At 41.2% G+C, this 13,854-nt stretch carries 10 protein-coding genes and 1 pseudogene; 2 read left to right on the top strand and 9 right to left on the bottom strand.

What is annotated here, in order from left to right:
- Positions 1–424: 424 nt before the first annotated feature.
- The 3 genes from LFUMFP_RS01790 to LFUMFP_RS01780 all read right to left on the bottom strand — a co-directional run bounded on the left by LFUMFP_RS01790 (position 425) and on the right by LFUMFP_RS01780 (position 4,312).
- Positions 425–2,029 (bottom strand): bifunctional aspartate transaminase/aspartate 4-decarboxylase, encoded by a 1,605-nt coding sequence (locus LFUMFP_RS01790; protein ID WP_056950806.1) that lies wholly within the window; start codon positions 2,027–2,029, stop codon positions 425–427.
- Positions 2,030–2,108: 79 nt separating this feature from the next.
- Positions 2,109–3,653 carry an ABC-F family ATP-binding cassette domain-containing protein gene (locus LFUMFP_RS01785; RefSeq protein WP_025084000.1) on the bottom strand — a complete coding sequence of 515 codons (1,545 nt, stop codon included), beginning with the start codon at positions 3,651–3,653 and terminating at the stop codon, positions 2,109–2,111.
- Positions 3,654–3,961: 308 nt separating this feature from the next.
- A complete protein-coding gene (locus LFUMFP_RS01780; protein WP_025083999.1) occupies positions 3,962–4,312 on the bottom strand; it encodes a hypothetical protein in 351 nt (116 codons plus the stop codon).
- A 272-nt stretch (positions 4,313–4,584) separates the two neighbouring features.
- Here LFUMFP_RS01780 and LFUMFP_RS01775 point away from each other — a divergent pair, with 272 nt between their 5' ends.
- Complete coding sequence (locus LFUMFP_RS01775) at positions 4,585–5,694, top strand: SLC13 family permease (protein WP_025083998.1); 1,110 nt, start codon at positions 4,585–4,587, stop codon at positions 5,692–5,694.
- Between the two features lie 586 nt (positions 5,695–6,280).
- Positions 6,281–6,565, top strand: a pseudogene (locus LFUMFP_RS09945) (hydrolase); the annotation flags it as partial.
- Positions 6,566–7,003: 438 nt separating this feature from the next.
- Here LFUMFP_RS09945 and LFUMFP_RS01765 read toward each other — a convergent pair.
- The 6 genes from LFUMFP_RS01765 to LFUMFP_RS01740 form a co-directional block, all read right to left on the bottom strand.
- On the bottom strand, positions 7,004–8,182 hold the full coding sequence (locus LFUMFP_RS01765) for a GNAT family N-acetyltransferase (RefSeq protein ID WP_106482962.1): 1,179 nt from the start codon (positions 8,180–8,182) through the stop codon (positions 7,004–7,006).
- Between the two features lie 447 nt (positions 8,183–8,629).
- On the bottom strand, positions 8,630–9,634 hold the full coding sequence (locus LFUMFP_RS01760; RefSeq protein ID WP_106482961.1) for a nucleoid-associated protein: 1,005 nt from the start codon (positions 9,632–9,634) through the stop codon (positions 8,630–8,632).
- A 425-nt stretch (positions 9,635–10,059) separates the two neighbouring features.
- Positions 10,060–10,956, bottom strand: coding sequence for a DUF975 family protein (locus LFUMFP_RS01755; RefSeq protein ID WP_025082663.1), 897 nt, complete (start codon positions 10,954–10,956; stop codon positions 10,060–10,062).
- Between the two features lie 3 nt (positions 10,957–10,959).
- Positions 10,960–11,880 (bottom strand): serine hydrolase, encoded by a 921-nt coding sequence (locus tag LFUMFP_RS01750; RefSeq protein WP_025082662.1) that lies wholly within the window; start codon positions 11,878–11,880, stop codon positions 10,960–10,962.
- Positions 11,881–11,890: 10 nt separating this feature from the next.
- Positions 11,891–13,048 (bottom strand): DUF4767 domain-containing protein, encoded by a 1,158-nt coding sequence (locus tag LFUMFP_RS01745; protein WP_158697716.1) that lies wholly within the window; start codon positions 13,046–13,048, stop codon positions 11,891–11,893.
- A gap of 281 nt (positions 13,049–13,329) precedes the next feature.
- Complete coding sequence (locus LFUMFP_RS01740) at positions 13,330–13,845, bottom strand: GNAT family N-acetyltransferase (protein WP_025082660.1); 516 nt, start codon at positions 13,843–13,845, stop codon at positions 13,330–13,332.
- Positions 13,846–13,854 lie beyond the last annotated feature (9 nt).

Genomic DNA, 13,854 nt, shown 5'->3' with positions numbered 1-13,854 from the left:
ATTGACTTCGCAAATATGTTGTGCCCCGAAGGGCGACCCTACACATTTGATTTGTCGAAACTTTGTTCAGTTTTCAAAGATCTACGTTTGCGTTTACCGCTTTTTAATTATATCACATAATCAATTGGCTGTCAAACACTTTTTAAAATTGTTTTTGTTGTTTAGAAGCTAAAACTTATAACGCCTTAAGCAACATATAATATCTTATCACGCTTTCGATTTAATAACAAGTGTTTTTTTGAAAAACATTTATTTCATCTTCGGTGCCGTTGGATTTCAACAGCGCCTCGCGAGACAACTTTTATATCTTACCAACCTGAAAGCGCCAGGTCAAGCTTTTTTTAATAAAAGATGACTATTCTTCCAAAATACTAAAAAACGCCTAGTCCGATTGTCGGGACTAGGCGTCACTATAATGATCTGATTAAGCTTTCGTTTGGAGATACTCAGTATAGTAGCTTGCTAGCAAATCAGAAATCCGGCCACCGACTGTTTCATAATCTTTAATCGGCCGGTTGGCTAGCGAGATTCGTAAGTAGCCCACATCAGTGCCCATCCCAGCACCGTCCATCACGACCACGCCATAGTCAGCTGCTAATCGCCATTCAAATTCTAGATGATGACAATTCTGTTCTAAGTATGCCCGGAATTTTTTAGTGTACTTCTCTTCCGCTAACTTATAGATGCTGAAAACCGTATAATATTCTGCATTTTCATCAGAAGTCTGCGTCACCAATCCTAACGATTCCCAGAATGCCTTATAGCGACCACTAACAATTTTCTTAGAAGCTTGCACGTATGGATCAGCTTGTCCTTCGTAAACTAAGTTCGTCAAACTAAACAACGTCATCGCAATTTGTTGTGGTGTTGACAACCCAGCAGCGTGGTACAACCCAATATTCCGACTATCCGCCACGGTTCGATCAATAAAACTCATTTCATGTGGTTTATTGGTTACGTATGAATAGCGTTTGCGGAAAGCTTCTTTAATAACCGGATCTTCAGCGGTCATCTGCGCAATCAATTCATCAAAAAGATTATCTTCATGCATCGCAATTAACCCGATGCGTTGCCCTGTTGCGCCGTATAATTTTGAGAACGAATAAACGAGCAACGTATTATGCGGTACAACTGAATAGATAGTTTTAAAATTATCGACGAAAGTCCCGTAGACGTCATCCGTGATAATTACTAGTTTAGGATTAGCAGCCACGACTTCCTTCAACTTTTCTAAGGCGTGATCACTAAACGCCCGTGAAGTTGGATTCGTTGGATTAACGACGAAGAACGCCTTCACATTCGGATCCTTCAATTCTTCAAACTTCTGATCAACTAATTGCCAGTCATCAGATTCATCAGAACTCACATCAAATTCTTGCAACTTAAATTCATTGAGCTCAGGAATCTGGAGATACGGGGTAAAAATGGGCGTATTAATCGCAATCGTATCGCCAGCTTCTAAAATATGGCTGACTTTGAGTTCATTAAATAGATAAACCATGGCAGCCGTCCCGCCTTCAGTTGGGAAAACTTGCGTTTGGTCCGCTAAATGGCGACCACGATAGAGATTAACTTCTAAATAGCGATTCAAAATCTTTTCAACATTCACCAAACTCCGTGAAGGTTCTGGATAATGATTCCCAATCACACCGTCGACCCATTCAAAAACGAGTTCGTCTTGGTTGAGTTGCATTGTGTCTTGCGTATAGCGTAAAGCCTGTTTTAAGAAGCCATCCACCGAATCCCCGGCATCCAAAAATTGTTCAAAGCGTTCCGCAATACCAGTCTTTTCAGTATAGCCCGCTAAGTTACCGTCATCTAAGCTAATCGTCTGCAATGATTCTTGCATCCCAAATTCAACAATTCGATTAAGTGCTAATCGCGCTTGCGTATTAATCCAGTTTGGGTTGCCCCGGCCGACATTAATCGCCCGCAAGCCCCGACTATTCGTTAAGGCGTACTTATAGAACAATGCTGCTATTTCGAAGTTCGACATCTGCGTTAATTTTGTTACATCAATTTTATCCATTATTTCCCCACCATTTGGTTAATTATCAATATCTTAACACTTGTCAAACATCGATTCAGTATATATTAAAAATTAATCATCAAGCTTTAATCAAGGATTCAATATCGAGAACCTTATCAATCCAATCTCCTTGATAAAAATCCTCTTCGTGGGTCACTAGTAAGACGCCACCCTCAAATTCTTGAATCGCTTTGCGCAACGCTTGCTTGGTATCGTCATCCAAATGATTCGTTGGTTCATCTAATAGAAGGAAGTTGCTCGACGTTAATAATAATTCGGCGATTTTAACCTTCGATTGTTCGCCACCGCTCAGCTGTTTCAACGGTTTCATCGCTTCTTCAGCCGTTAAACCCGTTCGTGATAAAACTTGCCGTAGTTCCTTTTGTTTTTGTTCCGGATATTCTGCTTGTAAATATTGTAAAGGGGTCGCTAAATTATTGGGCCATTTCAAATCCTGTTTAAAATAACCAAACTTAACGGTACTGGCGATTTCAAAATCACCCGCAATCGCTGGAATTTGATTGAGAACCGTCTTCAATAACGTTGATTTACCAATCCCATTAAACCCTTTAAGTACGACTTTTTGATCGCGACCAATTGAAAAATTCAACGCTGGCAATAGTGCTTGTTCATACCCAATCTCTAAATCATTGGTCGTTAATAAAATCTGGCTAGCCGTCGCGTGATAGGGAAATCTAAAATTCGCCTTGACCCGATTGCTGGGTGGCGTCAGGATTTCCAAATGCGCCAATTGCTTCTCACGACTCTTGGCAATGGTTGAACGTGAACCCGCTTTGTATTTCCGAATATACGCTTTGGTCTTTTCAATCTTCTTTTGTTGATTTTCATAAGCCTTCATATAACTGGCCTTGTTGTCGGCTTTTTGCCGGAAAGCTTGTTGGAGCGTCCCCGTGTATTTCGTAATTTTGCCAAATTCAATGTCGGCAATACAAGTCGTGACCCGTTCCAAGAAATCATAATCATGGGAAATGACGATAAACGCCCCCTCAAAACTATTCAGATAATCACTCAACCAATCAATATGGTTGGTATCTAAATAATTAGTCGGTTCATCGAGCAATAACATATCGGGTTCTTCTAATAGTAGTTTCGCTAAAATAATCTTCGAACGCTGACCACCACTAAGCGCCGCAACATCGTGATCCATCCCTAGCGCATCAATCCCTAAGCCAGTTGCGACCTGCATCACGTGCGTCTCAATTTCATAGAAGTTCTTGGCTTCCAATAATTCTTGGATCACACCGGCTTTTGTTAGGAGTTCGTCATCATAGTTGGCCGCATAATCAGCGTAATACTGACTCATCTGGGCTTCCTTAACATATAGCTCATCAAAGGCCGTCTTCAGAAATTCAAAAATCGTTAGTCCTGGCGCTAATTTAGCGTATTGATCTAAATAACCAATCTTAAGGTGCTTTTGCCACGTCACCCGACCCTCATCCGGTAAAATCGCGCCGGTCAAGATGTTGATTAAGGTACTCTTACCGACCCCGTTTTGACCGGTAATGCCCATATGTTCCCCTTTATTAACTTGAAACCCAGCGTCATCATAAAGTTGCTTGTCCAAAAATTGTTGACTCAAGTTTTCAACTTTTAAAATACTCATTTTCATTCCTACTTTCTTTCACAAATAAAAAAACAGGGCCAGCATCTAGCTGTCCCTGTTTCGATTACAACACTGAATAAGATTATCTATAGAAGACCGTCACGAAATAAACACTAGCTTGAGCGTTTATTAAGCACAATTCTTCTATAGATGACTTTCAATATTTCGATTAGGCTCTGCACGATGCGTCATCTTCAAATGTACAGAGCGAAGTTTCATAATCAGTGGACGTTCAATCGTCATTGTAATCGACACCTTTCAATTCGTTAAAATCATCCTAACACACTTCCGATAACGGTGCAAAAAGCTTAGCGAATCCGCGATTGGAGTTTGGCGAGTAACTGTGCTCGTTTATACCGTGGAATAATTAAACGCAACTCTCCACGAATGATTGGGTATTCCTTCGCATTACCGTGCATTAAATCGGCTAAGTCACGACTTGTTAAGCCTTGGTTAGCAACTTCGATTTTAATCATTTCGGCTAAATACGTACTATAAAAAGCGTTGTAGCCCAGATATAATCCGGCAATCGTGCTCAAGAACAACGCCAACCAAAAGGTCATGTGTAACACCGTATTTAAAATTAGCATCAAACAAATGATCGACAATAGCGCCGCACCAATACCTAAAATAACTGTTTTTCTGGAAACGTCTTTCATCGCAATCACCTACATTTCATCGATTCTTAATTCATCTTAATTATACTAAGAATCGGTCTAAAGTGCATTTAACACGCCTTAAATCTTTACAATCACGCGTTCAAGGGACAATTTATCAGCACAAATTGTCAACGGCCTTTACTAGCAGTTCGCTTTCACGATTGTAAATGTTATGTATATATTGTAAATTTTTCTGTTTTTATCCGGCTAAACAGTCTAAAATTAATTTAGTGCTTTTTTAATCTTATAGATAAAAGGATAACTTAAATTACATGAAAAAAATTGCTTTGAACGTTCGAGACTTTTTCTTAGACGATAAGATTCTATTGGCTGCCACGATTTCTGCAATCGTTACTTCATTTTTCAACCGGCCGCATCTTAGTTACGTCAACTTCCACGTGATAGTCAGTGTTTTTTGTATTATGACCTTAGTTCAAGTTTATCAACGGTTACACGTGCTTGATTTCTTCGCTCGTGAGCTGATTATCAAAAGCCATTCAAAACGGGCACTGATGCAGATGCTGTTAGCCCTGACTTTTGTTGGCGCGATGTTTTTAACCAATGACATGACCGTTTTAACCTTCGTGCCATTATTTATCTTAATCGCACGTCAGTTAGAATTCTCACCAATCTTACCCGTCACTCTGATTACAATTTCGGCCAACCTCGGCTCTTCATTAACGCCGTTTGGTAGTCCACATAATATTTTCTTAGTCTCATTCTATAAATTAACGATTCGCCATTTCTTTGAATATTCAATCCCCGTTTTAATCGTCAGTATCATCTTATTAACAGCGACGACGTTCCTATTTCCGAAAGAACCGATTAAATTACACGGCCTGCACCCAGTCGAAGTCGAAAAAGGTCCACTGTGGTATTTCATTCCATTAACGGTAGTCGTTTTCCTAGCTGTCTTTTCACTAATTCCCCTATGGATCACACCTATTCTGGTGATTATTGCAATCATGGTCTTTGATCCCAAGCTGTTCAAAACAGTTGATTATGGTTTATTACTGACTTTCTTCTGTTTCTTCATCGCCGTTGGGAACTTAAGTCACATCCCACAAATTGCAACGTTCATGCGTTCGATTGTCGGCACTGCTAAACAAACGTATCTAACCGGTTTAATCAGTTGTCAATTAATTGCCAACGTGCCAACCGAAATTCTGTTATCAAGCTTCACCAACCACGCCCACGCCATGTTCTTAGCCATCAACATTGGTGGTGTCGGTACGATGTTCGCTTCACTCGCCAACCTAATTGCTTTCAAGCGATTCAAGAAAGGCTGGGGCAAGGATATTGGTAAATTCTTACTCGTCTTTACGGGGATGAACTTCTTATTCTTAATCATTCTAGGGACATTTGGTTATTTTCTCATCTAATTCTCAAAGTCGTCAACTTCATTCAACCGAAGTTGACGGCTTTTTTAGTTGTTTTTCCTAAAAATGAATGATAGCGTTCTAAATACGATAGTGGCAGTCCTAGTGGTAATGGTTATCGGCTTTAATTAACATAATTTATTTTACAGTTTGATGACTAACATGACAGAATACCCCATTTCTGTAAAGAAACTGCTATTTAATTGACATGCTAGCTTGCTATACTCATCTAGTTCCAAATATTGTCTAGGAGTGTCCACTTATTATTAAAAATCGAGTTTTATTACTTGCCGGCCTAACGACTGCGGCTATCGCATTGATTGCTATCATTCTTTTCAGTCCATTCACCTTATTCCAACCCAGTCAGGCTTCAGCACAACCGATTCAACCCGTCCAAAAATTCATCTCGACCCAAGCGATTAAAGAAGCTTGCGGGCCTCAAGAAACCCCACAACCGGTGAAAACCGTTACCCCTAAAAAGGCCGATTGTCCGATCCAACCCGACTTTAGTTCAGCAGAAGTAACTGAACCAGCACCAGTGCCGGTCGTTCAACCGACTGCACCACAGCCAGCACCGCAACCCACTTTAATCGATAAAGGGACTTTTAAGTTAACCTTTTATGATCCCGCCGTCTTAGGCGCAACCGATATGCCCGGTGGGATGTATTCTGGTGTTGCCGCTCACTTAGGCGTAATTCCCCGCGGTTCTAAAATTAAAATTACATTGTCGACCGGTGAAGTTTGGTATCGCACCGTTAATGATACCGGCTCGTTCGCCGCTTCGAATTCACAACAATTAGACGTTGCAATGGCCAGTAGCGATATTCCGTCAGCCGGTGTACTCACCGCTGACGTCCAAATCATTGCTAGCTAACATTAAATCAAATCACAAAAGGTCCGTTCAATCCCCATATTGAGGAATGAACGGACCTTTTTTGATGAATTCCGAAACGCGCTTTTGGTTGCAACAACTTCCGCTTAATCTAAAATAACCGATAATCTTAAAACCGAGATTACCGGTTATTTATAATTAATGCTCAGTTGCTGACCGCAACCAACGCGCTCTAAACGCGCTCGTCCTCACAGATTTCTGTGCTTAGCTACGTTTCGTAAACGAAGTCCAAAATCTGGACTTCATTCACAAAACTAGGCTAATGCTCAGAATTTATCGTAAGGACTCGCGCTCTGATTCTGAAACGTGTTTCTGAGCTAACTTCTTCCGTTTAGCTACGAATAGGGAATCATGACCAAAACTCGGTCATAATTTCCTACTCTAGGCTATACTCAGAAGCTAACCAGCTCAGTCAACACTCTAGAAATAGTCCCACAGCATTGGTTTTTCGTGGCTAATGGCCTGGTCCAATTGTTGAATAGCGGTTTGTTGACCTTCAATTTGACCGTATTGCGCTAAACTGGTTAATGACCGATAACCCATTAACGCCTTGGTTAGGTTTTGAATCGTTACGATGATGTCAGCCGTCCCCGTTGCTAATTTGGTAATCGTTGGTTGACCGTCGTGCAAGCTGATTTGCCATAACCCACTATTAACCGGTAAAAAGTCATCGGTCACGTCAATGGTAACAGTCGCTAATTCAGCCGTTTGATAAGGATAACGCGCCAAGAAATCAGCTAAATCAACAATTCGTGCCATCATATACGGTACGACAGTCGTCTTTAACACCGTTGGATCTGGGAGCAAGTCAGCTAATCCAGTCGTCAAACTACTTTCATAGCGAATCGTCGTGTAGGCCGATTGATGTTTAAAAATGAAATTAACCAGTTGTTGTTGACTCGCAACCGTCGACGTCATCAATTCTTCAATGACTAGTATCGAACCCTGACGATTATAGATTACGTATCCGCCAACTTGATCTTCGCTATCCGTATAAATCGCCACTTCTTGGTCTGGGTGTTTCATCACCTGATATTGACGCCACCAATCAGGTCGTTGCACGCCACCAACTTGATTCAACGGGTGCGTTTCATGAAAGTTAGCGATTAAATCACTAGCATCCGCCACTGAATATCGAGTGACTTGTCCCGGACTTTTGGGGAATTTTAAGCGTGGCAAATCTTGCGTTTGAATTTCAAAATGGGTCTGATCAAAAACTTGTTCATACCCAAAACGCCGGTAGAAACCATACGAGAATGGTGCTAAGTAGGATAAGGTCACCCCGTCTTGGTGCATTTGGTCGAACGCTAAGGTCATTAACGCTGAAATACCGCCCTGTCCTGAAAATTCAGGATAACTCGCAACATAACCAATCCCACTCATTTTAAAAGTTTGACCGTTAAAATTAACGTTAAACGGCGTTGCTAACAACATACTCTTCAAATCATCATCGGCAAAAATGCCAAAGCCGTTACTATTTTGGTACAACTGTTTAAAAAAGCCTCGGCGTTGTTGACTGTCCGGTTTATTAAAGGCGTATTGGGCCAATTCGTAAAAGGCCACTTCATCGTTGGCCGTTAAACTGCGTTTCTCAATCATCTTATTGCCTCCTGTGCAGATTCTCTTTTAACTATAAGTGAGATCTGCTTAGGTTGCAAGCGCTGTCTATCAATTCAAAAATACTGTATAAATCTTATAATGACTTTTAAGCAAAACTACACGCGAATACCGTCCGCTATCAAAATAACCCCAACAAGCATTGATAAAATGATGCTATTTATTCTTATCTTTCCTTTTAAAAAAAATAATCCAATTATAGATAGCGACAATCGCTGAAATTATTAAAGGCTGCAAGCAATACAATAAAACATTCCAACCCGAATAGCCTTTATAACCTATAAAATACATCAATAATATTATTGAAATTAGCGTTCCAGCAATTGGTACCGAATATCTATAATAGGTCGACATTTTTTGAATGTGCTTCACTTTAATTCACCTCAATTTAGTATTTAATTTTATCGTTCCCGGCAGCAGTCAGCTCTCTTATAATCTACTAATCACTTCTTCGACGTTTTTAATGGCGACTGACATCGTACCATCGGGGTTATTGATAAATTCGAAGAGGTCCGGATTTTGATAGACTTCGATTGGCACGATTAATTCGATGCCGTTTGATAATTTCAACTTCTGTTTACCGTATTTTTTAACCGCAATTTCTTGAACCGCTGGTGAGACGGGGACACTAACGGCCGGTGCTTTATCCGTCATCTCGGCTTTAAATTCAGTTTGGGCCGAAACATTGTTTTTAAAGATTTTTTCCGCAACTACTGCCGTATCTAATTCGCCATCGGCTTCAATTGTTGCGTAAATCGCTTCTTTGACGTTAGCGACGACATCGTGTTTAGCGACTTCGAATCGTTTACCAATTTTTTCAGCGGCCTTTTTAACGACCCGGACATTTTCTTCCAATGAAGGGGCGGGTTCTACTTCTAACAACTGTTGGGATAAGTAAAATTGCTTCTCACCCGAAAACAAGTATTGCTTCTCAATCAACTCAAATTGGCGACTCGCTAAATTAATCGAAAAGCCTTCATCCGCCTTTTGGGTTTTGCTAGAGAGGATTGATTGGTGAATAATTAGCTGATTGACCAACTGACCAGATTCAGCATCGACATAGTGGGTATAGGCTTGGTGGTAATTCACTTTTAAAAAGGCCAAATAAGGTTGCGCATCCTGTTCATACAAGACGACAAAAACGTCAGCACTCGGTGCATCATCGCTCATTTGATAAATCGCGTACCACTTTTCAACCAACTGTTGACTGACATTGATAAAGTCCGTTTCAAGTAGGGTAATCAATTGTAACAAACTAGCCTCTTCTTTGATGATTCCCGTTTTACTTTGAGCAGAGGATAATTTCTTAACCTTGTTCGTCAGATAATCCCGCGTGATGTCGCTGGTTAAATCCAATGTTTGTTGCGAAAACACTGGACTCCCGACATCCCGATCAACCACCTGTAAGATTGCTTGTTTTAAATAAATATCCATCACTAGAAGCCTCGCGTTCTATAAACTTTTGTTTTATTAATCCTACCACAATTTCATCAAAAAAAGTCTGCAACATCAATTCCAATGTATTGACATTAACTGGCTTTTTTTAACGCGCGCCATCACTCACAATTCTAGGCTATACTCAGAAGTTAATCGGCTGAGTCAGCACTCAGATCATAACGTGCTTCTCAAGTAGCCTTTTCCGGTTAACTACAAAATCACCAATTATCTTAAGTTCAAGATAACCGGTGATTTTCAGTTAATGCTCGGTTGCTCCCCGCAACTCAACGCACTTCAATTTTTAACGTGCTTCCTCAAGCAAACCTCTCCGCCTAACGACAGAAGGGTAATCATGTCCAGTTCACCATAATTACCCTTCTATTGTTATGCTCAAGGTTTAGACGCTTGAACCAGCACTTACATTAGTCTTGATATTTTTGATAAAGGACCTCTAAGAAGGCCATTTGAGTCACATTTTGATAAGGCAACACGTAGAAATCAGCTAACCCGTAAGTTACACCCGCCACGATTCGCCAAAAGAAGAATGAATATTGCAAAATTAGAAATTCTAACTTGTAACCGTGCATCATCTTACGACTTTGATTGATTGCTTCACTCGCAGATAATTCCGGATTTTTTTCAAGGATTAAATTAGTCATTGCGTACGAAGCTTGCTTAACGATTCCTGGAATGATAAATAGCAGTGACCAGAAAAATTGATAAAGACTGATCAAAATATTCGCTTTTAGGACGCGATTTTTTTGTGCCTTAACGAAGTAATTGAAAACCTTCAAGCCATCCGCGCGTTGGCCTTTTAGTGTAAAGATAGCGCACCATTGCATGACCGCATTCAATAAACACCCAATTAAAAATAGCGCAATGATTGCAGCAATTAGAATAATCAGCCAGAAGAAGATCAATAGACCCGTACCAAATTGACTATCCGTTCCACCGTATAACCGATACAGCGCAATTTTCACAAATCCTGCTGACATTTGGCCAGACGCAACAATAACTAGTAGCGAACTGATAATAATCCCGACAATTGCCCATAAAATACTCTTAAACCATTCACCATAACGACCCGAAAGCTTGCGTTGCGCTTCATTCTTCATTTCAGCACGGGTCATATTTAAGCCTTCAGCTTGTTCCAGAATCAATTCAACCGGTTCGCTTGCTTTGAATTCAGTCTTTTGCGATTCAGTTTGATTAGTCGTTGTTTCTTGTTTGAGCGTCACTTGACTTAAATCAGAACCACATTTAGGGCAAAATTTAGCCCCTTCCTTAACTTCTTGACCACAATTCGGACAATATTTCATTTTCTATTCCTCCGTATTTTCCATTTGAAAAGCCGCTAAACTTAACTGACCAATTGCTTGTCGTTCAGCACTCGTATTACTAACCTGATTCGTTAACACCACGATGATGTACGGATTATCCGTTCGATAGACAATCCCAATGTCGTTTTCAACATCCGCTAACTCACCCGTTTTATTCGCGACCACGGTTCCGGCCGGCAACTGACTGGGAATCTTAGTCCTCACTTGTTGCCCCTTCAAAATCGCCAACATTTGATTGGCTGGATACCGCGTTTGATCTTGATACAACTGTTTTAAAAAATTCAACGTATCCGTAACCGACGTCACGTTCTCTAGACCTTGTGCACGGGCCGCATTATCCAACATCCGGCGTTCAAGTTTGGTTTGTTGATAACCTTGTTCTTGTAAATACTGATTAATTTTGGGCATCCCAACGTAATCAATTAACTGGTTCGTGGCGTTATTATCGCTGTATTGAATCATCGCCGTTATTAACGTTGTCACGGTCGAATCCCCCACGACTTGATCCGCCGCTAACTGTTTTTGCGCCATCTGTTGATACAAATAACCCATAATAAAAATCTTAATCACGCTAGCAGCAATCAATGGCTGATTTTGGTTCGAATAGCTCGCCCGTTGATTCTTCAAATAATAAATGCCATACCCCACTTGTCCAGCATTGGCAGTGAGTTGTTGACTATCAAAGGTCAACGGTTCACTTGCCGTCTTACGTACCGGTGCTATGACGCTACTTTTTTGAGTGGCTTTTTGATGCGTGACTTTAGCGCGGCTTTTTTTAACAGTTCGTTGACTCGGCTTTTGCACCGCTGTCGGTTGGGTTCGTTGATAATAATAACCACCACCGAGCAACACGACTGCCACGCACAACAATAGCCCCACACCATATTTGCGTTGTAATGTCATTATCTAACCCCTAATCTGTTGAATCATTAACAATTTCAGCAAAACGATTTTTAAGCGTTTGATTCTCAGTTTCTTTGAATTCAATCGAATGATTATTATTACCCTGATTTTGCATCGTAATCAACACCTTCGGCTGACCATTATCAATGGCAAACAGATAAAAATGTTTAGCGCCATAGTCGGCCGTATTAGCATCTGAATAGGCTGCAACAATCTGATAACCACTCTCAGAAGTCCCGTCATCTGACCAATTGATTTGAACAATTTGACCGTCAACTTCAGTTTTGAGATCACCCGATAATAACGCGGCGGGTAATTGCGTTCCGTACATATCAACACTATCAACATCAGTGTATTCTTGATAACTTTGGTGCATCGTTGATCCCCAAGAATCCATGAAACTTGATAGTTCAGATGATTGGCTCATCCCCCATAATGGTTTTTCAGACGTCACTTGCGCTTTAGCTGTTTTATATAATTTCTGAAGGGGTTGATAAGCAACGTTGCCCTTTTTAGTCAATAACCCGCTATCCTCAATCTTATCAATAACCCCTTGATAATCTGACTGATCTGCCAAGGCTTGACTATCCTTAAGCACTTGTAACCCTGAACGTTTCGCTTTAATACTTTGCTGTTGCGTCTGAGTCCCCGTTGTCCAAGCTTGATTGTAAGCTTCTAATGCCGTATCGTAATCATCTTGTGCCAACGCCGCTTCAGCCGCATTAACCGATTGCTTAAAAGCCGAGGTTGTTTTTTTAGAACTCGTACTGGTTGGTTGCTTCACTGATTGACTAGCCGGTTGATTCAGATATAAACCAGCGCCAACCGCCACACCGATGACAGCTATACCACCAACCAGCCACCAAAGTCGCTTGTGCTGCGCAGGGGCTTGTTGTTTTAACGTTTGGCGACTAATCGGTTCCGCCGCTTGAGTGGCTTTTGCTACTTGTCCACTTGGCTGGCCGAGCGCATGCCCACAATTTTCACAAAATTGACTGCCGGGCGCATACGCAACCTGACAAACTGGACATAACTGTTTGGTCTCTTCAGCCGACTTAACCGGTTCTGGTTCAATTGGCACACTAGTCGCTTGTATCAGTTTGGCCCCACAATTAATACAAAAAGCTGAACCACTTTCATTTTTAGTCCCACACTGTTCGCAATACATAAATTTCCCCTCCACCACCTGAATTACATTTACTATCTCTAATTTTACCATTAGTTGCAGACGCTTAATAGGCTAAATTAATCAGGTGTTCTACAAAAAAGAGACTGTGACATAGGTTTTAGTATTCTGATATTAAGTGAACATTCTTCCTCGACGCGCGTCAGAACTCATCAATTTCCGGTCAAATCAAAAAATCGTCTATCCTTAGTTTCGAGATAGGCGATTTTCCAACTTGATACTCAATTGATAACCGAGTTCTGTCACAGCTTGCTTTACTATCACTATTCAATCCCAAAAGCGGGTCGATAACTGACCATCCCATGCACGGCGTTTAATCCATCCGGCACTAGCGCTTTAATGAGATACGCGTCAGCTGGCACTTCAAACGGTGCGGTAATTTGATAATCGTTTGCTGGTTCATATCCCAAACGACTGTAATACTGTGGGTCTCCTAGGATACTGATTAACCGATAACCAGCTTGTTGTGCGCGTGTTTCTAAGGCTTGAATAATTTGCCCACCAATCCCTTGACGTTGCTGGGTCGATAGAACCGCTAAGGGCGCAAGGGCTAATCCGCGATACTTGCCAATTTGAATCTCACTCAATAACCCGTGGCCCACAATCGTCTGCTGATCAACAGCGACCACTTCTAAAGTGGCTTGGTAGGTGGCATCTTTACGCAATTCATTGACTAACTCTGCCTCACCGCCATAGCCGTGTTCGCTCGCTGTGAAAGCCGTCTGAATTAAAGCCGTAACGTTCAAAGTATCTTGCGGTTCAATGGTCCGAATCAACATCGTGGTCGT

The organism is Latilactobacillus fuchuensis (genome assembly GCF_900258455.1).
Taxonomy (GTDB): Bacteria; Bacillota; Bacilli; order Lactobacillales; family Lactobacillaceae; genus Latilactobacillus; species Latilactobacillus fuchuensis.
This window is presented reverse-complemented; position numbering and strand designations above follow the sequence as displayed.